The sequence below is a fragment of the Empedobacter sp. GD03865 genome (assembly GCF_029840775.1).
Lineage (GTDB): Bacteria > Bacteroidota > Bacteroidia > Flavobacteriales > Weeksellaceae > Empedobacter > Empedobacter falsenii_B.
In genome coordinates this window covers 1-24,916 of the sequence record NZ_JAOCDF010000022.1, presented here as the reverse complement: position 1 = coordinate 24,916, position 24,916 = coordinate 1, and the positions used below count along the sequence as shown (strand labels likewise).

Genomic DNA, 24,916 nt, shown 5'->3' with positions numbered 1-24,916 from the left:
TTTTTATTGTTAACTAATATTGTTTTTAATCTATTAAGTACATTTTCGCTTCGTAATCACCTTTTAAATAATCTACCCAAGCCAAAACAACTTTCTTTGCTTTATTTTTTTGAATTAAATAATTCGCATACTTTTTTAATTGTTCTTCATTAAAATTTTCCGAAATAAAAAAAGCATTTTCAGTCTTCAATCGATGACGAATACTCACCTCACCCAAACAAATATTTGCTAATGTGTAAACAAAAACTGCTGGACTCGGAAAAATTTCATCCGTAGATTGAATACTTTGTTGATGTTTCAAATCTGATTCTAAACTCGAATTTCGATTTGCAAAAACCAATGCAATATCTTGATTTTCGTTCAATGTATTTTCATCTTTCAATAAAATTTCGGCAGCTAAAAAAGCTAATTTACTCTGATGATCCATTTTATAAAATTTTGGATAATCAATCTCGAAAGATTTGAAGAAATTTTTCGAAAATATACCAAAATCTCCTGAAGAATCTTCAAAATAAAGTTCATCATTCAACCAAACTTGTTCGTTTTTAATCTCAACTTTAGTCATTCTGAACTTTTTTTAAAATAATTACAGCATTACTTCCTCCAAAACCAGATGAAGTTTTCAAAATAATATTGACTTCTTTTTGAAGATTTTCTTTCAAAATATTTAATGGAACTGAAACTCCTAATTCATCAAAATTATGACTTTTCAAAAGCAAATTTTTTTCTGCTTGCTTCATCGCAATAATTAATTCCAACAATCCAGAAGCGCCCAATGTATGTCCGTAAAAAGCTTTTAAACTATTTGTCGGAGTTTTATCCATTTGTAAACGATGAAATGCAATTGCTTCCATTTCATCGTTATACAATGTCGCCGTTCCATGTGCCGAAATATAATCAATTTCATTTGATGAAATATTCGCCTCTTTTATCGCAGATTCTATACTCAAGACCAAACCTTCGCCCGTGCGAGATGGTCCAGAAATATGATTTGCATCGTTAATTGAAGATTCACCCAAGATCTGAAAACTATTTTTTTCTTGACTTTTTGAAAGATAAACACAAGCCGCAGCTTCGCCTAAATTAACACCTTTTCTATCTTTGTCAAATGGTTTACATAATTCAAAATCCATTGCTTGAAAAGAATTGAAACCTGTCAAAACAAAATCTGTCAACTCATCCAAAGCCAAAACATATGCATCATCAAACTCATCAATTTCAATGAAACGTTTTGCAACATTAACTGCTAAAACTCCAGAAACACAAGCATTTGAAATGATAATTGGTTCAGTTTTAAATCCAAAATAATCTGCAATTTTCTTTGCAAAATTTGGAATTGAAGCTTTTTCTAAAGAATCAGAAAGTTGATCAATATTTCCTTTTGTAGTTGAAAGTACAAAAGCAGTTCGTTGTGAAATTTTTGATTTTTCAATAATAGATTGAAGAGCTGAAATACCAATTATTTCTAATCGTGTATAATGTTGATTATCTTTTAGTTCATTTTTTAAATTTAAGAAAATTTCATTCTCAATTTTCCCAGCGTAAAAATTCTTTAAATGACCAAATGAATCAATTTTAGAAACAGCCGAATTTCCTTTCAACAATTCATTCCAATTGGTTTGAATAGAATTTCCGAAAGGTGTTAAAATATTTGCACGATTAATGTAAACTTTTTCCATTACAACAATCCTACTTTTTTCTTCCATTCTTCAAAAAATGGTGGCAATGTTAACATTAAATCTCCTTCGTTGTCTAAAAAAACTTGAGTCGTTTCTCCAATACAAACCAATTTTTCATCTTGATTAAAAATCTTGAATTTGTATATCATTTTAGCAGCCAAAGTATCTTCAAAAGTTGTTTCTATTCTACATTTATCGCCATATTTCAATGGAAATTTATGTTCACAAACCGACTTAATGATTGGTATTACAAATCCGCTTTTTTGAATATCCAAATAACTAATCCCAAAATGACGTCCAAAAGATTCCCTTCCATCTTCAAAATACGTAATATAATTCCCATGCCACACGATTCCCAACGGATGGGTTTCATTGAATCGTACTGCGAAATTGGAATTATGTACTAACGTTTTAATCTTCTCTTCTGAACTTATCATAATATATAGCGGCAAACAAGGTAATAATATAGAACAAAGTTAACAAAATAATATTCGGAACAATCTGAAGAAAAGATTGATTTCGCAGAATTAAACTATAATAGCCATCGAGTGCCCAATTCATCGGTGATATTTTCGCGAAATGTTGCATAAAATCTGACATCGCAAAAACTGGAATCCAAACACCGCCAATTGCAGCTAAAATAACGACTAAAGTCGCTCCAAAAGGTGCAGATTGTTCTTGGGTTTTCGCAATTGTACCTATTAAAAGTCCTAATCCAATTGCTGCCAAAGAAGCAAATACAGTTAATCCGTAAATAGAAAATAATATGCCATCCGTTTTGAAACCTGGTAAATCAATCAATGGAAAGACTAATTTAGCGACACATAAAATCATTGTAAATTGCAATAAACTTATGATTAAATACGTGATGGTTTTTCCGATAATTTGAACAGAATAAGGCATTGGACTTGTTAATAGTCGAATATGTGTGCCTAAACTTTTTTCTTTTACAATGTTGATAGAAAGCGGAACAACAATAAAAAATATCGCAAATAATGTCCATGCAGGCACATTATGTTGTGTAACATTTGGTTTCAAAACTGATTTAGAATCTTCGGGAACAATCTCTTGAAAATGAATAAACTTCTCATTTTGAAATCCTAAATCATTTGATCCCATCTCTTGTTGAAATGCTTTGTAAATACTTTTATTCTCAGTATCTGTAATTAATTTATCCAAAACATTCGACACATTTTCTTTGAAAGCCAGTGAAGTTGCAGGATCAAAGTATAATTTAATCGTTTTTGGATTTACTTGTTGATTATATTTAACTTGCGTGCTATCAAAAGCAAATTCGTTCAGAATTTTCTCAACATTCTGATTGATTTTATAATTCAAATCCTTTGATAATTTCGCTGGAATTACAATTCCAACTTGGTATTTTCCTTTAAAAACTTCAGTTTTCAGTTCATCTTCCGTTAATTTTTTCCCATTTAATTCAGTTACAATTTTTAAATTTCCTGAATGTGAAATATGTTTTTTTACAATCGCAGAAATACTATCTTGATCATGATCAATAAATAGAACAGGAATACTCGCTTCAGCAAAAGAATCATAGGTACTTTTCTGAATTTTAGTCACCGTAATAACCAAAATCAAAGGCATAATAAAAAGAATCACCAATCCGCCAATATCACGAATAAGTAATAAAATTTCTTTCTTTATACATGCTAAAAGTTGGCTCAACATATCACGATAATTTAGTTAAATTAACAAAAGCCTCCTCCAAATTATATGCATTCACTTGCTTGATTAATTCTTTCGGTTCAGCTGTAACAATTGATTTTCCTTGATTCATAATCGTGACTTGCGTACAAAAACCTTCGGCTTCTGCCATATGATGAGATGTATAAACAATCGACATTCCTTGTTGATGAAGCTCTTGTAAATAGTCTAATAATGCAATTTTTGATTGTATATCAACGCCAACAGTTGGCTCATCTAAAAAAAGAATTTCTGGCTGATGAAGAATTCCTGCCAATAAATTAATGCGACGTTTCATTCCTCCCGAAAAAGAATCAATTTTTTTATCCAAAAACTTAGACATTCCTACTTTTTCAGTCAAAAGCTGAATCTTTTCGTCTAATTCTTTTGAAGGAACTTTATAAATTTTTCCAAAAAATTCTAAATTTTCACGCGCTGTCAACGTTGGATACAACGCATATTCTTGCGGAACAATTCCAATGATTTTCTGAATCTTTTTTAAATCTATTTTTTGATTTAAATTTTGAATCACAACATTACCAGAAGTTGGTTTAATCAATCCTGAAAGTATCGACATCAAGGTTGTTTTCCCTGCTCCATTTGGACCAAGTAAACCATGAATTTCGTTCTGTTTTATCGTCAAAGAAAAATCTTCTAGCGCAAAAACATCCGAATTTTTATATTTTTTATATAGTTTTTCAATCTCAATCATCTGTTGCTAAATTGCTTTTCTTAAACGTTTAAAAAACGATTCTTCCAAATCTGCTAATTCCAATAATTGATCCGAAATCACATCGTAAATATCTTGTGCATTGTTTCGTTTTTTATAAACTCTTGATGCATTTAGAGCAAAATCTCGCCATTTATCCCCAATTACAGAAATTTCTAAGGCAAAATCATTCAGATTTGGTTGATTCAATTTTTGTGAAGCTTCTTGTAAAAAAGCAGCATAAATATAACGAAAACCTCCACCTCCTGTCCCAATCTCTTCTTGCATTCGAATCATTTGTGCCAAAAAATAATTCGTTTTTGCATTCCCAATTTTCTTTGGCATTTTTTTAATTCGTTTCGCAACCATTCTAATTCCACGAACACCAACAATCGGAACTGGTGCTAACATTTCACGACACGTTTTCTTAATTCCTTTTTTGATTGCTTTCTCAAAATTTATATTTTCTGGAATAAATTCAGGATAATATAAATGTCCTTTTGGAGCTAAAACACCTTTCGAAAAACGAACTTTTTCTAACTCATTTTCAGTCAACTTTGTCGTTTCTTGCATCACAGGATCACTGATTAAATACGTTTGATTTTGCTTACCGAAAACAACTAAATTATGTCCGTTAAAATGAAATTTATATTCTTCTGGAAAATAAGTTAAATTATACACACCAACCTGTAAGCCGCAAGGTCGATTGGCCAAAAGCTGTTCGTCTAAGAATGTTTGGGCAGATTTTGTAGAGCGAAATTTATGACGTTTAACCTTTATACCAAGATTTTTTGCTGCACGATTAAAAATCATTCCTGGCATCGGACGATAACTAATTGCAGGTGCGTGATTGACTTTTAGAAAAGGTAAAAACACAAAAAAAAGTCCTGAGCCAATTCCAAAAATCATTGGTTCTGAAATCTCAATTCCTTTATTTTTTAATAAATTAGATGCTACTCCATTTTCGCAATGTGCTGATTGAAAATGTTTAAAATCAGTTATGGTTTCCATCAAAGTTTTTTAATTCATCAACCGAAATTTCAAAAGCTTCGGCATATTTTTTTAGTGTTGATTCTTTTAATTTTGAGAAAACAGTTGGTTTCGCATGTCTTTTGACAAAAATCTTCCAAATTTCGACATAATTAGACAAAATTTCCCAATCCATACGTTTCAATTCCATGAAATATAAAATTGGACTTGCTTTTCCATCAATTACTTTTTGTCTTGCTTCCTCTGTTCGTTCATCCAAAATTTTTAAAGTTTCGGACTGAACAATATTTTTCGCTTCCCAACCTGCACTCAATGTTTGAGAAAATTCTCCTTGTTCATCGATTGCATAATACACTTCGTTGAAATTCTTGAGATGTCCTTTATCTTGTGGTACTTCAGATTGTTTCATTTTTTATGGTTTTGAAGCATTAAATTCATTGTAGCTGTCGCAATTATTTCGTCATTCAATATAACTTTTGCTTGCATCAAACTAATTGCAAATTCATCGTAATCAAAAACTTCTAACAACGTTGCTTTTGTTGTAATGGTTTGATTAACTTTTGGCAATTGCATAATTTCAGCTTGTTTAATCGAACTAATAAAACCTATTACATCACCTTTATGTACATCAGAAAAATTGATAAAATAATTTTGTCCAATAATTGTCGAACAAACTTGCGCCATATTTTCCAATAAACCAACTTCTGCAAAATATTCGTTCTGAATAAATAATTGATTCGATTTTATCGTAAATAAAGCTTCAACATAGGTTTTCTCAATCCAAGAAATCGTGTCTACAAAAAGCATTGGTTCACGATGTGGAAGAAATTGTTGAATATCAATTTCCTGATTTACTTTCATAAAATTATGTTTCTGCAATCACTGTTTTCATCTCTCCTTTTGCAATTACTTCTCCTTCTATCTTTGTTTCAATCGAAACCAAAGTCACTCCCATTACTTCGTGCAAAATAGTTGCTGTTGTTGTTAAATTCTCATTCACTTTTGGCAAACGATTAATCTCTATTGATTTCATCGAGCCAATATATCCTGTTGGAACCGATTCATCTCGAATGTAAAATTGATAACCTGTATACAAAGCAACTGTTTGTGCCATGTGTTCTAATATTCCAGATTCTTTCAATTGATTATTTTCGACAAAAATCGAATCGTTTTTGACCGTTAAGCCTCCAACAACTTTTTCCTCTTCATATTCAAAAATAGCATCTACCATAATAATTGGTTCACGCTGTGGAATCAATTGTTTGATAAATCCTATTGTATGATTGGGTAATTGTATTTTATTCATTTTTTAAACGACTGTTAAATAGACGTACGAATACGAAAAACGCCCACTTTCTGGTACACAAAGCATAATACGATCTCCTTTTTTAAGATTTCCGTCTTGAAATAGTTCGTCAAGCATCAAAAAAACAGACGCTGAACCCACATTTCCAACTTTGCTTAAATTCATAAACCATTTCTCTAACGGAATATAAATATCTCTCTTACAAAATTCGTCATATAAACCTTGAACAAAATAATTTGACGAGACATGCGGTAATAAATAATCAATTTCATTTGAAGATAATTGATGTTTATCCATTGCAGCTTTCATGCTTTCTACGCCTTTTATCAAAATATTATCATTCAGAACTTTGACATCTTGTTTCAAAGAAAAAACGGATTCTTTTAACCATTCTTCCGAAGAAAAATCGCTCCAAGATTTCATTTCTCCATTCGGTAATTTATCACCTCCGGCATACATACATGTTTCCAATTCGTGTGCGTAAGAATAAGATTCCATCCACTCTATTTTAAGCGAAATCGAATCTTCGTTTGGTTGATTTTGCAATAAAAAAGCTGCGGCCCCATCTGATAACATCCAACGTAAAAAATCTTTTTTGAATGCTATAATTGGTTGCTCTTCTAATTCTTTTAAATTCTCAACTTCATGCTCAAATTTTTCTGCTTTCATCCATGTCGAAACTCGCTCAGAACCTGAACAAACTGCATTTTTAGAATTACCTGACTTTACCGAAAGATAACCAAATTTCAGCGCATTCATCCCCGAATTACAAACTCCCGAAGAAGAATTTAACTCTACCGAAACACTATTTTGCAATAAACCGTGTACCATCGCGGCATGAGAAGGCAACAACAAATCTGGCGTTGAAGTCCCACAAGACAACACTTCTACCTCATTTTTTGTGAACTGTGTATCAAATAAATTTGTAATTGCATTACTCGTCAATTCGGCATTAGAATGTGTGACATTTCCAGTTTTATCGAGAGCGTAATAACGCGTTTTGATTCCATTATTTCTTAAAACGATTCTTCGAGCTTTTGAAGGAATTTGATTAATTTTTCCTAAAAAATCTTCCATTTCTTCGTTAGAAATTGGTTGATTTGGCAAAAACTTCGACGTTTTCGTTATATATACATTTTGCATATTATTCTATTCCTTGAAAATATTTTACCTGTTTTTTATATTTAAAATAGTTGAACGGATAAAATATAATATATAACAAATTTACTAATGGAGATATTATCCAAATAGCTAAAATTAAATAATAATAAAAGAATTTCAAATACTTTTCTCGCTGTTTACCTTGTTTAGAATCAATAATTTTAGACCAAACTTTAAACATTCGATTCCCTTTTGTATCAACAGAAACTAAAAAAGGTTTTACCTCAACGGCTCCAGATTCAATTAAGTTTTCTTGTAGATTAGAGTAATTATTATTTTGGATTGAATTTAGAATAATTTTACCAAATCTTCTACTTTCCTGAATAGTTTTTTCACTAATTCCTGGCAAAGGCAACAAATTGAACATTCGTTTTTTAACGCCCGAAAACATCCAATTTACAATTGTCATTGCACTTACTAAATTTGGTGTATGATCGACCAATGCGATGTTTCCGACTAATATAGACTGTCGTTCTTTCAATATTTTTTTAATTTTTTCTTGTGCCAAAAACCACATATTTCGCGAACCACTAATTGTAATTATTTTAGAATTTTCTAAAATTTGCTGTGCTTGTTTATCCTTTAAAAAAGAATTTATTGGAATAGATGGTGATAAAAACCAAACTTGATAATACAATAAAATTAAATCATATTTCTGATTCAAGATTTCAGTCGGAATTGGTTTAATCTTCTTTTCTTTTTGAAGAAAACTATCTGGAAAAGCATTGAAAAAAGAATAAAAATCCCACGGAAAAGGAAATTCCTCTTCCATTTCTATCTTGTATTTCGTTAAATTAATATCTTGATTTTGAACTAAATCATATGTTGTTTGATCGACAATCTCATTTAACTGTCCTGACTGAGAGTAATAAACAACTAATACGTTGCATTTCATGTAAAAGTTTAGGTTTTTTAGTGGTTTGAAAATTCATATTGTGGTCTAATTTACATCCAAAAATCGAAATAATTAAACCATTGATAAGGATATTTTTTTACAATGGTTTCTAGATTGACGCAAAACTCTTTCAAAAGTGCATTTGCATCACGATGTTTGAAATTTGCTTGACGCGCATATAAGTGATAGTGTAAATTTTTTTCCTTCATTACATACACAAAAGCAACGGGCACTTTCAAGCGAGAAGCAATAGAAAATGGTCCTGCAGGAAAATTAGCTTGTTTTCCAAGAAGCACTTCTGACATCGTTTTATTTCCCTCGAAATAACGATCTCCTGTAAAACAAATTAATTCGTTTCGACTAAGCGCATTATTTATTTCGAAAATATGAGATAAATCTTCTTGAATCAAGATAAACTTTACCGAAGGTTTCTTCGAAATACTTTCTAAATATTCTTTGATAACATTTCGTTCTAAATCTGTTGTAACCAAATTAATTTGACAATCAAAGTCAATATCTGCAAAAAAATGTTCTGCAACTTCGAAATTACCAACATGTGCACTTATTAAGATTCCGCCTTGTTTTTGATTCAATAGATTTCTTAATAATTCTATTCCATCAAATTCGTACGAATATTTGTTACGTAAACCTGCATTAATCGCTGTTTTATCAATCAAGGTTTGTCCAAAAGTATAGTAACTTTTGTAAACACTTAAAATTGATTTGAAAACCGAAAAATTTAATCGATAACGAAAGTATTCGTAAATAGATTTGTTACTACTATAAGCCGTTATAAAATAATAAAAAGCTACAAAAATTAAGACTGAGTAAGCAGCCTTAATTCCGAGCTTTTTCATAACGTTGACAAATATTTTGTATCCCAGGACCGTTCCTTTAGAACGACCATCCCATTGTTTCATATCTGTTATTTATTCTCTAACTTTTGTTCTACAATTGCATAGAAATCTTCAAAAGTTATCATATTTTGAAAATCTTCTTTAATTAATTTCACACCGAAATTAGATTCAATGATTACCACTAAATCAACATAGTCCAAACTATCTAAATCTAAAGATTCTTTAATATTTTTTTCCTCTGAAATCACAGAAGGATCAACTTCAAATTCATCAATTAAGATAGCATTTAATTTTTCAGCGATTTTACTTTTCACCATATTAGGAGTTAAATTTTTTAATTACTAAGGCAGAATTCGTTCCACCAAATCCAAAAGAATTCGACAAATATACATCAAATTCTTTATTTAAGGTTTCTTTAACAATGTTTAATTTAGCTGAATCTTCGTCTGCTTCTTCGAAATTAATATTTGGTGCAATAAAGTTATTCATCATCATTAAGTTAGAATAAATAATCTCACTTGCTCCTGCCATCCAACATTCGTGTCCCGTCATCGATTTTGTAGAACTTACAAAAGGTTTCGTTTTTCCAAAAACTTGGTCAATCGCTTTTGCTTCGTTCGCATCACCAACTGGCGTAGAAGTCGCATGTGCATTGATATATTGAATTTCATCAGCAGAAATTTTTGCTTGTTTCAACGCTCTATTCATCGCAATTGCTGGCCCATCTACATTTGGCGTAGAAATGTGTCCACCATTCGATGAAAAACCATAACCCAAAACCTCAGCAATAATTGGCGCACCACGTTTTACTGCGGATTCATAGCTTTCTAAAATCAATGTTGCTCCACCTCCACTCGGCACCAATCCATCACGATTTTTATCGAAAGGACGACAAGCTTGTGTAGGATTTGCTTCATTTTCGGAAAAAACACCCAAACCATCAAAACTTGCCATTGCATATTTATTGATTTCCTGTGCTCCTCCACAAATAATCATATCTTGCAGACCATCTTTGATCATCATATAACCTAATCCAATCGAATGCGAGCCACTTGCACAAGCTGCACTAATCGTAAAATTGATTCCAGTCAATTCAAAAATTGTCGCAAGATTCATGGTTACAGTGGAATTCATTGACTTGAAAATCGCTCCAGAACCAATTAATTCAGTATCTTTTTTCTCGCGAACAATATCTATTGCATCAATAATTGCTTTCGAAACACTATCATTTCCATATATAATTCCAACCTCGTTAGTCTTGATATATTCTTCCGTCAAATTAGCATTTTTCAACGCTTCTAAAGTTGCCATATACGCAAACTCTGTTTCTTGACCAATTGTAATTCGTTGTCTACGATTCAAAAAAGGTTTCAAATCTGGTGCAGGAACAGTTCCTGTCAAAGCAGATTTAAAGCCAAATTCTTTGCGTTCTTCATCAAAAATAATCCCTGATTTTCCTTGACGCAAAGATTCTGTTACTTCTTCTAATGATGTTCCTAAGCAAGAATAGATACCCATTCCTGTTATTACGACTCTTTGGCTCATTTTATCTAAGAATAAATTCCTCCATTTATATTAATAACTTCTCCCGTGATATAACTCGATTTTTTAGAAACCAAAAAGCTTACCAAATCGGCAACCTCTTCGGCTTTTCCAAAACGATTGGCTGGAATCAGCTTCTTTAATTCTTGTTGATCCAATTCATCTGTCATATCCGTTTCGATAAAACCTGGCGCAACAGCATTCACCGTTACATTACGTTTTGCTATTTCTTGTGCCAATGCTTTCGTCGCTCCTATCACAGCAGCTTTTGCAGCAGAATAATTGGTTTGTCCTGGCGTTCCTTTCAAACCGGAAACAGAAACTATATTGACAATTCTTCCGAATCTATTTCTCAATAATGGATTAATAAAGAAATGAGTTACGTTGTAAAAACCATTCAAGCTCGTATTAATCACATTTGACCAATCATCTTGTGAAATCCACATAAACAAATTATCTTTCGTAATCCCTGCATTGTTTACAATTACTTCTACAATTGCATTTGTATTTTTCTCTGTCCATTCGGTTAAAACTTGTTGTGTTTGATTTGCATCAGCCACATCAAATTTTAAAATTTCTCCTGTTCCTCCTAATGCTTCAACATCTTTCAAAGTTTCTAACGCAGCAGCTTCATTCGAATTATAATTTATCAAAAGATGATAATCATGTTCTTCTGCAATTTTCAAACAAATTGCTTTTCCAATTCCACGAGAACCACCTGTTACAATTGCACATTTCATGCTTTAGTTTACTTTATTATTTAGTAAATATTTTTTAACTTCCTTAAGATAAGGATAAATCACCTCATCTTCTTTAAATACAGGAACAATTTTACGAATCGAATCATAAAATGCTTTCCCTTTCGAAGATAATTTATCTTGTATTTGTAAAAATTCTATCGCTTGCGTTACAGCCATACTCTGAACCGTCAACACTTCGAACGTATTATCAATCACTTTTGCACAAATCGTAGCCGCATTTGTTCCCATACTCACAATATCTTGATTATCATTGTTGTTTGGAATACTATGCACATACATTGACGTAGAAAGTGTTTGATTTTCAGCTGTTGTAGAAGTCGCCGTAAATTGAGCAGCTTGCAAACCGAAATTAAAACCAAGCGTTCCTAAATTGACAAAAGGTGGTAAAATATTATTGATTTTTGGATTGACTAAATAGTTTAATTGACGTTCACTTAGCATTGATAGACGCGTAACAGCCAATTTTAATTTATCCAATTCTAATGAAACATAATCGCCATGAAAATTTCCTCCATGATGAACAGTTTGATTTTCAACATCGATAATTGGATTATCACTCGCCGAATTTATTTCATTTTCTAGTACTTCTTTCGCGGCATTCCAAGTATCATAAATTGGTCCTAAAATCTGAGGAACACAACGCAACGAATAATATTCTTGTACTTTTTCTTCAAAAATTTTCTCAGTACGTTCTTGATATAATTCGTCTGCACGTTTTTTGACTAATTTGCTATCATTCAAAAAATCGGTCATTTTATTCGCCACATAACGTTGACCAACATGTTGTTTAGCCTCGTTCAACGGTTTTGAATAATGATCATCAAAAGATTGTACAATTTCATTCATCATCGAGCTTAACGTAATCGAAAGATTAATTAATTGATTAACTTTAATCAAATTTACCATTCCAATTCCCGTCATTACCGAAGTTCCGTTCATAATTGATAAACCTTCGCGAATATGAACTTCTATTGGTTGAAGATTTTCAAGTTCAAACACTTCTTTCGTCGATTTGATTTCTCCTTTATAAAAAACTTCTCCTTCTCCAATTAATGTCAAAGCCAAATGCGCCAATTGAACCAGATCTCCACTAGCACCAACGCTTCCATGTTGATAAATGACAGGTAAAATATCACGGTTTACTAATTCTTGCATCAATACTAAAACTGAAGGATGAATCCCAGAATATCCCAACGAAAGCGTATTAAAACGTGCAATAACCGCAGCTTTTGTTTGGTCTAACGTCAACGGTTCTCCAATTCCTGTACAATGACTTCTGATTAGATTATATTGAAGCTGAATTGTATTTTCATCTTCAATACGATATTGTGCCATTGGTCCAAAACCTGTATTTACGCCGTAAATTATTTTATTTTTTGAAAATTCTTTTAAAAATTTAAAACTATTCTCCACACGATCAAATGTTGATTTATCAAGCAATAATTTTTTATTCTCAAAAAGTATGTTTTCTATAGTGTCAATTGTTAATTTTGTCATGTTATTGATTAGGTAAAAGATTTATCGATTTTGGTTATTTACTCCCTCAATCAGTTGCAAAAATAATTAAAAAACTATACAAAAAGTCATGATTGAAAATACAGATGTTTTAATCATTGGTGCAGGACCTTCGGGATCGGTTGCAGCAGCCTATTTAAGAGAAAAAAACATTAAAGTTATTGTTTTAGAAAAAACTCAATTTCCCAGAATTGTTGTTGGTGAAAGTTTGATCCCTCGCTCTATGGATCATTTTGAAGAAGCTGGATTGTTACCTTATTTAGAGAAACAAAATTTCGAAGTAAAACCTGGTGCGAGATTTATTCGAGGCGAACAAATTTGTATTTTCGATTTCAGTAAAAAGTTTGGGAAAGGACAAGATTGGACTTGGCAAGTTCCGCGTGCTGATTTCGATATGACTTTAGCTGATGCAATTATAGACAAAGGTGCAGATTTGCGTTTTAATGAAGAAGTAATTGATGTTCAATTTGAAGGAAAAAAATCGATTACAACTGTAAAAAAACAAAATGGAGAAACGTATCAAATCAATGCAAAATTTTTGATTGATGCGAGTGGATATGGACGCGTTTTACCACGATTATTAAATATTGATAGTCCATCAAAACTAAATCCACATTCAGCAATTTTCACACATATTAATGATGTTCGTCGCTCTGAAGGTCAAGAAAGAACGCAGATTTCTTTTGATATTATTGAAACGAAAGTTTGGTTGTGGGTAATTCCTTTTTCGAATGGAAAAACAAGTGTAGGGATCGTTGGCCCAACAGATTATATCAATCAATTATCAACCAATCAAGATACAACAGAAGCTTTGCAAAATGCAATTCAAAAATCCGATTTTTACGTCAATCGTTTTGGTAATTTACCATTTGAATTTAACCCAATTTGGTTAAAAAATTATTCCGCTGCGGTGACTAAAATGTATGGAGATGGTTATGTGTTGACAGGAAATAGTACCGAGTTTTTAGACCCTGTCTTCTCTTCTGGTGTTTGTTTCGCAACAGAAAGTGGTTTGAAAGCTGCTAAACTTGCTATTAAAGAAATGAATGGCGAAAAAGTAGACTGGCAGACAGATTACGAAGATTATATGAAAGAAGGTATCGATGTTTTCACCACTTATGTGCAAGAATGGTACACAGGAAATTTGCAAGAATTATTTTTCCATCAACCTGAAAATCCTGATGTCAAAGAAAAAATTTGTGCTGTTTTAGCAGGATACGTTTGGAACAAAGAAAATCCATTTGTAAAAAAACACAATAGTGTAATTCGGAATATGGCGTATCTGATTCGAATGGTTAAAGAAACAGAATAAATGAAAAGTCAACAATATGTTGGCTTTTTTGTTTTTAATTCAGATAGATTCTCTATTTTTGAGTAATCCAATACTTTAAAACGCATGCAATTTCAGACTATTGATACAGTTGAATCAATTTCGAAAGAAGATTTCATCAAAAATTATCTCAAAAAAAGGAAACCTTTGTTATTGAAAGGTTATGCAAAGAATTGGAAAGATTTTGACAAATGGAATCTCGATTATATCAAAGAAAAAGCTGGAGAACAAATTGTACCTTTATACGATAGCAAACCTGCTGACGCTAACAAAAGTTCGGACACTCCTGCTACACATATGAAGTTTAATGAATATGTGGATTTAATCAAAAAAGAACCCTCTGATTTGAGAATTTTCTTTTTTATCATCAAAGATAAAATTCCCGAATTACTCAAAAATTTCACTTATCCTGATCTAGGTTTAAAATATTTTGAACGTTTGCCTACACTATTTTTTGGAGGAAGTGAAGCTAAAGTTTTGATGCATTATGATGTCGATATGACGGATTTCATTCATTTTCAGTTCCAAGGTGATAAACGAATTTTGTTGTTTGATCCAAAACAATCCAAAGCTTTATATAAAGTTCCACTTTCGGTACATACAATTTACGAAATTGATTATGATCATCCCGATTACGAAAAATTCCCAGCTTTGAAACACGCAAAAGGTTTTGATTTTGTCATGAATCATGGCGATGCTTTATTTATCCCACGTGGTTATTGGCATTATAATCGTTATTTAGAAGCAGGATTTTCAATGTCTTTACGCGCCTTTCCTAATGAGTTTTTTCAAGTGATGAATACCATTTATCATGTATTTATTATGCGCTATACAGATAAGTTAATGCGCAAGATTTTTCAACTAAAATGGATTCATTTTAAAGAAAAATGGGCAATAAAGAAAAGTCATGGATATTATGGAATTAAGAAATAGGTTTTAAATATTACTCAATTTTATAATCCATAGGAACCATGTTTGCTATTTTTTCCCAGCTCCAATATCCTTCAACAACCAAATTAGCAGGATGGTAATATGTACCATTTTCTTCAATTTTTAATAAATCGCTTTTTATAGCGAAAATAGAAAGTTGGTTCGAAATATATTTTGCACCATTCTGTTTTGCATAGTCCAAATCCTCTTTTTCATTTTTGTATTCAACTGAATATAATCCTTTAAAATTAAGATACTGATTATTATTATCAACGATTTTCAAACTATCAGATGGAACTTTTTGATTAACTAAGTAAGTAATTATTTTTGGAGGAACTTTACCTTCAATTCTACCTCCTAACAAAGTTTCTTCTTTAAATTTTATGTATTCAGGATTATCCTTGCGAATCAATCGTTTTATATCATATCCTTCTTCCTCAATTTTATTCTCATAAACTGCTTTCATAAAATGAGTAATACTTCCTAAATAAGATTTACGACGATTTTCTTGCCATTTTTTTTCTTTAGAAGCTGATGATTTTAACTCAGTAAAAAGTGCTGTTCCAAGAGTTAAGACATAATTTGACTTAAAATCAACATTAAAATCAACCAAGTCATACTCGATTTTATAACCTAAGTAATTGTTTGTAATGATTAAAGGATTTCTAGAAGTAGCAGATAATTGTCGTGTATTTTTATCATATTTAAACCTTAAGTCTTTCGAATTTTCTATTTTGCATTTTTTTGCAGCTTCATTACTTCCCAAAAACAATTTCAAAAAAGTCTGATAATAATACAACCAATCTTCTTTAGATATTGCTTGAACAACTGTTTCTTGCAACGCTACCACTTCAGGTTCTAAAACTACTTTATAAAATGTAATTTGATTTGTATTAACATTCAAAATATAATTTTCAAACAAACTTGCACGAACAATTAAGTTATATTGTCCATTAGGAAGACTTAGTTCAAATTCACCTTTTTCGTTCGTTTTTGATTTAATCGTAGAATTATCGACATAGATTTCAGCATTAATAATTGGAAGCGATTTTTCATCAATCACTTTTCCTTTAATTGTATTTTGTGCAAATAGATTACTACTAATTAAGAAAAAACCTAAAATAATAATTTGTTTAAAATTCATTGACTAAATTTTAAAACAAGATAATAAAAAAACCGCTTGATAAAGCGGTTTTGAATTTATTTGAAGAAATATGTAATTCCTAAAGTTAAAAATGATGAACGATTTGTTCCATTATCCCAACGTTTATAGTCGTAAGTATCTATTAAACCATATTGATAGCGTAAATTAATTTCGTATTTTCTATCAATAGAATAACCTCCACCGATATTAAAAGCTAAATCAAACGATTTTGGAACATTATTTTCTCTTTCAGGTTCATTTTCATCAAATTTTTCTGATACTTTGAAACCTAATTGAGGACCACCTTCAACGAAGAAATCTTTTCCTTGATCATCAAAATAGTATTTATACATAATTGGAATATTGATATAATTTAAGAAAGCTTTGTATTTCTCTCCACCTTCTTTATATAACGAATATTCACCTTGAGTAGTATATAAAACTTCGGCTTGTAAATAATGATTTTCGTTTCGAGTAGTTAATTGATATTTTGCAACTCCTCCAACTAAAAATCCAACTCTCTCTTTAGAAACTCCATGAACAATAGTTGTGTTACTAAGTCCAACACCTCCTTTAACTCCAAATTCGATTTGAGCAAAAGAAAAAGTAGATAAACTTAAAAGAAATAAACTTAATAGATTGGTTTTTAAATTTTTCATAAGTTATTGTATAATTTTAACAAAATTAAAGCTTTTTTTAATACAAACTTCATTTCATAAAAAAAGCTCTCCAAATGAAGAACTTTCTATATTATTTTCGAAAATTTATTTTTTTGGTTGAGGAGGAAATTTAGCAAGAATTTCTTCAATTGCTTTCGGGATTCTTTCCGCTTTAGCACTGATATTACTCAAATTAAGATCAGAACCAACACCTTGCCAAACCAATATATTACGTTTATCATCAATAATGTCTATTACAATTGTTCCTGCTTGATAAGAAGAAACGCTATTTCCGCCGTAATATCCGCCATAGTAACCATAAGGACCGTAGCCCCAATTGTTATTATTTACAGAAACTTGTTCTTTAGAACTTGTCAATAAATTAATGACTAAGTCTGCATCAGAACTTACTTTTGTAAATCCTTTTGTAGCCATTTGTGCATCAATTGCTTTAATTAGTCGATTCTTATCCAAATCGTTAACCTTTAACTTATCTAATCCTTTTTGGTGAAAAGTATAAGTTTTATATGAAGCAAAATTTGTTGATCTGTCGTAATCTGTACTTACTTGAACTGTTCCACAGCTTGTTACAAATAATGACAACAAAATTATAAAAGTAAAGTGTATAATTTTCATGACCTTGATTTTTTATTTAAAACTACAATTATTATTCCTAAATGTAAAGGTAAATCAAAAAAAAGAAGCTCAAAATACATGAACTTCTTTTTAACTAATATTTACAATTTTATTTTGCTAATTCTAACTCTTGAATTTTCACTTCAACAATTCCATTGTGATTGATTCTAACCAAATCTACAATTTGTGTTTCGTTGACTAATTCTGGATTAAAATCTGTCTGAACTTTTACATAATTTTCTGTAAAACCAAACATTTTTCCATCTTTATTATCATGTTCCCACAATACTTTCTGAGTCGAATTTAATTGCGATTGATAAAAAGCTTGACGTTTTTTCTCCGATAAAATTCTTAACATTTTATTACGACGTTTACGCTCTCCTTGATCAACAACTCCTTCAAATTCGATCGCTTCTGTATTATCTCTTTCCGAATAAGTAAATACATGTAAATAGCTAATTGGTAATTCGTTTAAGAAATTATATGTTTCCATAAACAATTCTTCTGTTTCTCCTGGAAAACCAACAATTACATCTACACCAATACACGCATTTGGCATCACTTCGCGAATTTTTGTTACACGATCTAAATAAAGATTAGATAAATAACGACGTTTCATTTTCTTCAAAATCTCATCGCTACCAGATTGTAATGGAATATGGAAATGCGGAACAAATCGATTACTTTTTGAAACAAAATCAATTGTTTCATTTTTTAATAAATTTGGTTCAATCGAAGAAATTCTGATTCGTTCTATCGCATCAACTTGATCTAATTCTTGTACCAATTCCAAGAAAGTATGTTCGTGTTTTTTATTCCCGAATTCACCTTTACCGTAATCACCAATATTTACACCCGTTAATACAATTTCTTTGATTCCTTTTTGTGCAATTTCATTCGCATTTTTGATAACATTTTCTACTGTATCTGAACGCGAAATTCCACGAGCCAAAGGAATTGTACAATACGTACATTTGTAGTCGCAACCATCTTGCACTTTCAAAAAAGCACGCGTACGATCACCGATTGAGTATGAACCAACGTAAAAATCGGCTTCTTCAATCTCACAAGAATGTACAATTGTTTCTTCTTTTTTATTGATATCGTCTAAATATTCAGCAATATTAAATTTTTCTGCAGCTCCTAAAACCAAATCAACACCTTCCATTTCCGCAATTTCTTGCGGTTTCAACTGCGCATAACAACCTACAACGACAACAAAACCTTCTGGATTTGCTTTCATTGCATTTTTCACAATCGTTCTGCACTCTTTGTCTGCATTTGCGGTTACCGAACATGTATTTATCACGTACACATTCGCAGAATCTGTAAACTCAACCTTCTGATATCCATTATCTTTCAAGTTTCTTGCGATCGTCGAAGTTTCAGAAAAATTAAGTTTACATCCCAATGTATGAAATGCAACTGTTTTAGTTTGATTATTCATAGCTGCAAATTTAAGAAATTATCCATAGTTTTGAAACATAAATAAATCAGCTATTCAAAATGACTAAATACTTTATCTACATTATGTTATTCGTTTCAATATTTTCGTGTTCTAAGAAAATTGAAATCGATGAAAACAAAGTATTTAAATTAAATCGTTACGATAATATTTCTTCTTTAGATCCTATCAATGCACGTACACAAGCCAATAATTGGGCATGCAATTTAATGTACAATAGTTTAGTGAAGATTGATAACGAACTAGAAATTCAGCCAGATATTGCAAAATCTTGGACAATTTCTGAAGATGGAAAAACGTATTCTTTTACTTTGAGAAATGATGTTTTTTTTCACAAGCATGAAGCTTTTGGGAAAGATTCGACTCGAATTGTAACTGCTTCAGATTTTGAATATAGTTTTAATCGTTTAAAAGATCCTAAAACTGGAGGTTCTGGAGGTTGGATTATGAATAATATCGATTCGTATAAAGCAATAAATGATACACTTTTTGAAATTAAATTAAAAGAGGCTTATCCTGCATTTTTGGGATTAATTTCGATGAAATATGCTTCGGTTGTTCCGAAAGAATTGTTCAAAAATGGAAACGATGAATTCTTGAAACATCCAATTGGTACAGGCCCTTTTCAATTTAAGATTTGGGAAGATAATGTGAAAATGGTTTTTAGAAAAAATCCAAAGTATTTCGAGTTTGATGAAAAAGGACAACGTTTACCATATTTAGAAGCGGTTAATTTATCATTTTTACCAGAGAAAAATTCAGAATTTTTAGAATTAATCAAAGGTAATTTGGATATGATGGCAGATTTGGATCCTTCTTATAAAGACGAAATTCTAAATCCAATCGGTGATCTGAATCCAAAATATTCGAATATTTTAACGATTCAAAAAGTTCCTTATTTAAGTACCGTTTATTTATGTTTTTACCTTGATGCACCAAATGCAATTGATTTGAAATTGCGTCAAGCCTTAAATTATGGAGTTGATAAAAACAAAATCATCAAATATATGATGAAAGGGCAAGCTTTTGAAGCAGATGGAGGTTTCATTCCGAAAGGTTTACCAGGTTATTCTCCCGAAAGTGGTTACAAATATTCTCCCGAAAAAGCACGCGAATTAATCAATAGCTATAAAAAAACGAACGGAAAAATTACGCCAATCGAGCTGACAACAGTGCAAGAATATGTAGATGTTTGCGAATATATTGCGGCGGAAATGGCGAAATTAGGTTTACCGATAAAAGTGAATGTTGTACCTGGACCAACAATGCGTGATGGAAAAGCAACAGGGAAATTTACGTTGTTTCGTGCAAATTGGGGCGCAGATTATCCAGATGCCGAAAACTTTTTGTCCTTATATTATTCGAAAAACTTTGCGCCAGAAGGACCAAATTATTCACATTACAAAAATGGTGAATTTGATAAAATGTATGAACAAGCATTTTTGACTAATAATTCAGACGAACGTGCCAAAATTTATCAAAAAATGGATGCATTGATGATGCAAAACGCTCCAATTTTGCCATTATTTTATGATCAAACGACGTTATTTTTGAATAAAAAAGTTAAGAATTTTTCGATGGGACCTATCAAATTATTAGATTTAACGAGAGTTTATAAAGAATAATTCCTTTGACATTTCTCAAAAAGTTTGAACATCTTTTAAAAAAATCTAAATAATATTTCATTTTATTTCACGACATTAGATAATTGTTAACTTATTTGAAATAATGGGTTTTCTCTAACGTTTGAAATCAACAATTTAAAAGAAATTATTTCAGAAATATAGGCGTTAAACCGAGTTTTTTTAGATATATTTGACACCAAATTTTTAATCAAAATCATTTAAATTTTTACTTATGAAAGTAAGACAACTTTTCGTAGTAGGATCTATCGTTACTCTTGTTGCAATTGGAGTAATCTCTTATTTTTGGCCAGGTATCTTATGGTCTTTAATAATTATTCTTCCTTTGATTGCTTTAGGATTTGCAGATATCTCGCAAACAAAACACGCTATCAGAAGAAACTTTCCAATTATTGGACATGGACGTTATTTGTTAGAAAGTATTCGTCCAGAAATTATGCAATACTTTGTTGAAACGGATACTGAAGGGAAACCTATTGACCGTTTGATGCGTAGTATGGTGTATCGTCGTGCAAAAAATGTAATTGACACAGTTCCTTTTGGGACGCAATTAGATGTTTATGAACCAGGATATGAGTGGTTAAATCACTCGATGTATGCAGGAAAAATCAAACATGCTGATGATCCACGTGTAAAAGTTGGTGGAAGTGAATGTAAACAACCTTATTTAGCAAGTTTATTAAACATTTCTGCAATGTCTTTCGGTTCGTTAAGTGAAAATGCTGTATTAGCGATGAACAAAGGTGCTAAATTAGGAAATTTTGCGCACAATACAGGTGAAGGGGGAATTTCTCCATATCACTTACAGCCAGGTGGAGATTTGATTTGGCAAATTGGTACAGGATATTTTGGTTGTCGTGCTACTGATGGTGGTTTCGATCCAGATAAGTACGTAGAACGCGCTACTTTACCAAATGTAAAAATGATTGAGTTAAAAATTTCTCAAGGTGCAAAACCAGGTCACGGAGGAATTTTACCAGCAAATAAAAATACTCCAGAAATCGCTAAGATTCGTGCTGTAGAACCATATACAACTGTTGATTCTCCTCCATCTCATTCAGCTTTCTCTGATGCAGAAGGAATGTTACATTTCATCAAACAATTAAGAGAATTATCAGGTGGAAAACCAGTTGGTTTCAAATTGTGTATAGGGATTAAACGTGAGTTTATCGAAATTTGTGAAGCAATGATTAAAACGGGTATCAAACCAGATTATATCGCAATTGACGGTGGTGAAGGTGGAACTGGAGCTGCTCCTGTAGAGTTCTCTAACTCTCTAGGTATGCCTTTGTTAGATGGTTTAGCTTTCGCAGTTGATACTTTACGTGGTTATGGTCTTAAAAAAGATATTCGTGTTGTAGCTTCTGGAAAAATTATTTCTTCTTTCCACATTGCTCGTGCAATGGCGATTGGTGCAGATTTAGTTTATTCGGCTCGTGCTATGATGATGGCTGTAGGATGTATCCAAGCTTTACAATGTAATACAAATACATGTCCAGTTGGTGTTGCGACCCAAGATCGTGAATTGATGAAAGGGTTAGATGTAGAAGATAAAGCAACTCGTATGTATAATTTCCACAAGAAAACAATGCATATATTATCTGAATTAATTTCTGCAACAGGTGTTAAATCTCACAGAGATTTCAATCGTTCTCACGTAAATTTACGTATCGACAATACGCGTATTATGTCTTATGATCAATTGTACCCAATTGTAGAAGAAGGTGCATATGTAGGAATGTCTGTAGAAGATGTTTTACAAGAAATTAGAGTTCGTACATTAAGTAAAGTGAATTAATCAATTTCATATAATAATAAAAAAAGCAATCCAATTGGATTGCTTTTTTTATTCAAGAATATTCCGTAAATATTGAGACGGACGAAAACCTGTATGTTCCAAAAAAGCATCCGAAAAAGTCTTTCTCGAATTAAAACCTGTTTCTTCTGCTAATGCATCAATTGTATATTTTTTTAGATTTGGTTCATCTGCAAATCGTTTCAAAAGATGATTAATTCTCAATTCGTTGATATATTGGTTAAAATTTTTCGATCTGGAACGATTAATATAATTTGACACAATTGTTCGATTGGCGTTCAATTCTAGAACCAAATCATTCAACGAAAATTTTGGATTTAGAAACAACTTTTGTTCTTCAAATATTTGCAAACTTTGTTCGAAATCTTCATCAATTTCAACCTCAAATTTTGTTTTTTCTACTTGATTTTCTTCCTTGATATCTGCTTCAATTATCATTATTTCATCAAGACATTTTTGTAAATAATTCTTCTTTTTTTGATGTTTTTGATTCATTTTATAAAAAACAATTCCACCAAAAATTAGAATTGCAACCAAACCAAAAAATGAAGATCTTTTGAAGTTTTGATTCTTTTCTTTCAATAAATTTCGTTCAGTTTTCAGGAATGTATTTTCATATTTCTCGAGATTTGGTTTCAAAACAGTATGATCAGCCACATAAAATAAACTATCAAAAGACAATAAATTATTTACAGATAATAATTTATCTCGACTATTTCCATATTTCTCGTTGTATTCAACTACTCGTTCATAAGAAAGTCGCAGTTCTTCATCAAGAATTTTATATTGTTTTGAGAATTCCACAACATTTTCAAAATATTGGATTGCTTCTCTATTTCGCTTTTGTTGATATAAAATTTCACCTAAAAATTGCTCCGAAATCACATACCATTTGATATCATTTTGCTTCCAGAAAGCTTGTTGTGCTTTTTTCAATGTATTAAATGCCGAATTATAATCTTTTTTGTAGAAATCAATAATTCCTTTATTCTTCAAAGCATATTGATAATTTACCGTATCAACCGTTTCAGATAATTCAATTTTGTTGTAATAATCACTTTTGTTCAGATGATTTGTTTTGCTATATAAATAAGACAATTTCCCAAGAATTGAGAGATAAATGCTGAACGATTTTGGTTGCTCTTTATGCTTTTCGAAATAAGGTAAAGAAGTTTCGTACAAGACTATAGATTCCTTTGTTTCATGTAAGTTTTCCTTTGTTTTAGCAATTCCAACAAGCGAAGAATAAAATGTAAAATCATCTTTTATTTCAGTTGATAATTCCTTTGAAATAGTAAAATTTTTCAAAGCATTATTGTAATTACGCTGCTCCAAAAAATAATTTCCTTTTTCGATATAAGCTTCACTCAACACAACTTTATCATTCAACCGATAAGCTGTTGAAATCGTAGAATCAATAATTCGAAGATTTTCTTCAACCAAATCATTATTTTTTTGACGCAAAAATTCAGCTTTATCATTTTGTGTTTTTCCAAACATATTTATTGAACTGAATATGAATAGAATAACTGTGATAAATTTAAGAAACCTATTTTCTGAAATTATAAAACGTAACATATTGTATTTCTTTAATTTGAATAACATTGTAAACAATTATCATTTGACACCAAGTTGATAAAAAACATTTAAAAATATAAATTAAAATTGTTCAAACAAAAATTTTACTTCCTCTAAATGTAAGTAAAACAATAATCAACACAATTTTATTATGAAGTTTCTACAATTAATTCTCATTTTGATTAGCTCTTTTGCTTTTGCACAAGAAAAATATTCGATTACAGGATATATTTCATCAGAAAAAGAGTCAAAAACAATTCACGCAAAAGTTATTTTATACGATGAATTTCAAAATGTTATTCAAACAATTGAAACTGAAAATTCTAAATTTAACTTTGAAAATTTAGAACCTAAAATCTATTTAATTTCTGTTATTTATGACAATAATATTCAAGATGAAGAACCTTTTTATTTGAACGAAAATAAAACATTTCACTTAAACATTGATGAAACTGTACAAATTGATGAAGTTATAATCAATGGAAAAAAAGAAACTTTCAAAATAGAAAATGGCAATTATAATATTGATGTCGCCAATTCAAATTTTAATAAACTTGCTACAACTAAAGAATTATTTTCAAAATTACCAAGCGTCA

At 30.9% G+C, this 24,916-nt stretch carries 26 protein-coding genes; 5 read left to right on the top strand and 21 right to left on the bottom strand.

The window, feature by feature from the left end; translation table 11 throughout:
- Positions 1-25 precede the first annotated feature (25 nt).
- Genes N5D46_RS09370 through N5D46_RS09295 form a run of 16 tightly spaced genes read right to left on the bottom strand, consistent with a single transcriptional unit; the run spans position 26 to position 13,101 of the window.
- The gene (locus N5D46_RS09370; RefSeq protein ID WP_114999665.1) at positions 26-565 is read right to left on the bottom strand and encodes a 3-oxoacyl-ACP synthase; all 540 of its coding nucleotides are present in this window, start codon (positions 563-565) and stop codon (positions 26-28) included.
- Positions 558-1,706: a beta-ketoacyl synthase N-terminal-like domain-containing protein gene (locus N5D46_RS09365; protein ID WP_280049823.1), complete on the bottom strand. Its 1,149-nt coding sequence runs from the start codon at positions 1,704-1,706 to the stop codon at positions 558-560. Before N5D46_RS09365 ends, N5D46_RS09370 begins: the two co-directional genes overlap by 8 nt.
- A complete protein-coding gene (locus tag N5D46_RS09360; RefSeq protein ID WP_280049822.1) occupies positions 1,679-2,116 on the bottom strand; it encodes an acyl-CoA thioesterase in 438 nt (145 codons plus the stop codon). Before N5D46_RS09360 ends, N5D46_RS09365 begins: the two co-directional genes overlap by 28 nt.
- Positions 2,091-3,368: an ABC transporter permease gene (locus N5D46_RS09355; protein WP_125350380.1), complete on the bottom strand. Its 1,278-nt coding sequence runs from the start codon at positions 3,366-3,368 to the stop codon at positions 2,091-2,093. Before N5D46_RS09355 ends, N5D46_RS09360 begins: the two co-directional genes overlap by 26 nt.
- A 1-nt stretch (position 3,369) precedes the next feature.
- The gene (locus tag N5D46_RS09350; protein ID WP_125350381.1) at positions 3,370-4,095 is read right to left on the bottom strand and encodes an ABC transporter ATP-binding protein; all 726 of its coding nucleotides are present in this window, start codon (positions 4,093-4,095) and stop codon (positions 3,370-3,372) included.
- 6 nt (positions 4,096-4,101) lie between these two features.
- Positions 4,102-5,103, bottom strand: coding sequence for a BtrH N-terminal domain-containing protein (locus N5D46_RS09345; protein ID WP_280049821.1), 1,002 nt, complete (start codon positions 5,101-5,103; stop codon positions 4,102-4,104).
- Positions 5,087-5,491 (bottom strand): hypothetical protein, encoded by a 405-nt coding sequence (locus N5D46_RS09340; protein WP_280049820.1) that lies wholly within the window; start codon positions 5,489-5,491, stop codon positions 5,087-5,089. Before N5D46_RS09340 ends, N5D46_RS09345 begins: the two co-directional genes overlap by 17 nt.
- Positions 5,488-5,943 (bottom strand): hypothetical protein, encoded by a 456-nt coding sequence (locus N5D46_RS09335; protein WP_280049819.1) that lies wholly within the window; start codon positions 5,941-5,943, stop codon positions 5,488-5,490. Before N5D46_RS09335 ends, N5D46_RS09340 begins: the two co-directional genes overlap by 4 nt.
- A 4-nt stretch (positions 5,944-5,947) precedes the next feature.
- Positions 5,948-6,388 carry a hypothetical protein gene (locus N5D46_RS09330; RefSeq protein ID WP_114999650.1) on the bottom strand — a complete coding sequence of 147 codons (441 nt, stop codon included), beginning with the start codon at positions 6,386-6,388 and terminating at the stop codon, positions 5,948-5,950.
- Between the two features lie 3 nt (positions 6,389-6,391).
- Positions 6,392-7,531 (bottom strand): beta-ketoacyl-ACP synthase III, encoded by a 1,140-nt coding sequence (locus N5D46_RS09325; RefSeq protein WP_280049818.1) that lies wholly within the window; start codon positions 7,529-7,531, stop codon positions 6,392-6,394.
- Between the two features lies 1 nt (position 7,532).
- Positions 7,533-8,444, bottom strand: coding sequence for a dialkylrecorsinol condensing enzyme DarA (locus N5D46_RS09320; protein ID WP_280049816.1), 912 nt, complete (start codon positions 8,442-8,444; stop codon positions 7,533-7,535).
- A gap of 50 nt (positions 8,445-8,494) precedes the next feature.
- The gene (locus N5D46_RS09315) at positions 8,495-9,364 is read right to left on the bottom strand and encodes a lipid A biosynthesis acyltransferase (RefSeq protein WP_280049815.1); all 870 of its coding nucleotides are present in this window, start codon (positions 9,362-9,364) and stop codon (positions 8,495-8,497) included.
- Between the two features lie 5 nt (positions 9,365-9,369).
- Complete coding sequence (locus N5D46_RS09310) at positions 9,370-9,618, bottom strand: phosphopantetheine-binding protein (RefSeq protein ID WP_038332291.1); 249 nt, start codon at positions 9,616-9,618, stop codon at positions 9,370-9,372.
- Position 9,619: 1 nt separating this feature from the next.
- A complete protein-coding gene (locus N5D46_RS09305) occupies positions 9,620-10,846 on the bottom strand; it encodes a beta-ketoacyl-[acyl-carrier-protein] synthase family protein (RefSeq protein WP_114999642.1) in 1,227 nt (408 codons plus the stop codon).
- A 5-nt stretch (positions 10,847-10,851) separates the two neighbouring features.
- Entirely contained in the window at positions 10,852-11,583 is a 732-nt protein-coding gene (gene fabG / locus N5D46_RS09300) for a 3-oxoacyl-ACP reductase FabG (protein ID WP_038332295.1), read from the bottom strand.
- A 3-nt stretch (positions 11,584-11,586) separates the two neighbouring features.
- Positions 11,587-13,101, bottom strand: a complete 1,515-nt coding sequence (locus N5D46_RS09295; RefSeq protein WP_038332296.1) for an aromatic amino acid ammonia-lyase — start codon at positions 13,099-13,101, stop codon at positions 11,587-11,589.
- A gap of 88 nt (positions 13,102-13,189) precedes the next feature.
- On the opposite strand from N5D46_RS09295, the gene N5D46_RS09290 reads away from it, so the two are divergent.
- Both N5D46_RS09290 and N5D46_RS09285 read left to right on the top strand, forming a co-directional pair.
- Positions 13,190-14,431: an NAD(P)/FAD-dependent oxidoreductase gene (locus N5D46_RS09290; RefSeq protein WP_280049814.1), complete on the top strand. Its 1,242-nt coding sequence runs from the start codon at positions 13,190-13,192 to the stop codon at positions 14,429-14,431.
- 84 nt (positions 14,432-14,515) lie between these two features.
- On the top strand, positions 14,516-15,382 hold the full coding sequence (locus N5D46_RS09285) for a cupin-like domain-containing protein (protein ID WP_280035766.1): 867 nt from the start codon (positions 14,516-14,518) through the stop codon (positions 15,380-15,382).
- A gap of 10 nt (positions 15,383-15,392) precedes the next feature.
- Here N5D46_RS09285 and N5D46_RS09280 read toward each other — a convergent pair whose 3' ends face one another.
- The 4 genes from N5D46_RS09280 to mtaB form a co-directional block, all read right to left on the bottom strand.
- On the bottom strand, positions 15,393-16,523 hold the full coding sequence (locus N5D46_RS09280) for a carboxypeptidase-like regulatory domain-containing protein (RefSeq protein ID WP_280049813.1): 1,131 nt from the start codon (positions 16,521-16,523) through the stop codon (positions 15,393-15,395).
- A gap of 56 nt (positions 16,524-16,579) precedes the next feature.
- The gene (locus N5D46_RS09275; protein WP_114999523.1) at positions 16,580-17,182 is read right to left on the bottom strand and encodes a porin family protein; all 603 of its coding nucleotides are present in this window, start codon (positions 17,180-17,182) and stop codon (positions 16,580-16,582) included.
- Positions 17,183-17,287: 105 nt separating this feature from the next.
- Positions 17,288-17,818 carry a DUF4136 domain-containing protein gene (locus N5D46_RS09270; protein WP_114999525.1) on the bottom strand — a complete coding sequence of 177 codons (531 nt, stop codon included), beginning with the start codon at positions 17,816-17,818 and terminating at the stop codon, positions 17,288-17,290.
- A 109-nt stretch (positions 17,819-17,927) separates the two neighbouring features.
- On the bottom strand, positions 17,928-19,265 hold the full coding sequence (gene mtaB, locus N5D46_RS09265; protein ID WP_038332401.1) for a tRNA (N(6)-L-threonylcarbamoyladenosine(37)-C(2))-methylthiotransferase MtaB: 1,338 nt from the start codon (positions 19,263-19,265) through the stop codon (positions 17,928-17,930).
- Between the two features lie 59 nt (positions 19,266-19,324).
- On the opposite strand from mtaB, the gene N5D46_RS09260 reads away from it, so the two are divergent.
- Positions 19,325-20,908 carry an ABC transporter substrate-binding protein gene (locus tag N5D46_RS09260; protein ID WP_280049812.1) on the top strand — a complete coding sequence of 528 codons (1,584 nt, stop codon included), beginning with the start codon at positions 19,325-19,327 and terminating at the stop codon, positions 20,906-20,908.
- 232 nt (positions 20,909-21,140) lie between these two features.
- On the top strand, positions 21,141-22,724 hold the full coding sequence (locus N5D46_RS09255; RefSeq protein ID WP_221855006.1) for an FMN-binding glutamate synthase family protein: 1,584 nt from the start codon (positions 21,141-21,143) through the stop codon (positions 22,722-22,724).
- 48 nt (positions 22,725-22,772) lie between these two features.
- Here the strand turns inward: N5D46_RS09255 and N5D46_RS09250 are convergent, their stop codons facing one another.
- Entirely contained in the window at positions 22,773-24,242 is a 1,470-nt protein-coding gene (locus N5D46_RS09250; RefSeq protein WP_280049811.1) for a helix-turn-helix domain-containing protein, read from the bottom strand.
- 229 nt (positions 24,243-24,471) lie between these two features.
- On the opposite strand from N5D46_RS09250, the gene N5D46_RS09245 reads away from it, so the two are divergent.
- On the top strand, positions 24,472-24,916 hold a 445-nt coding region (locus N5D46_RS09245), incomplete at its 3' end, for a hypothetical protein (RefSeq protein ID WP_280049810.1).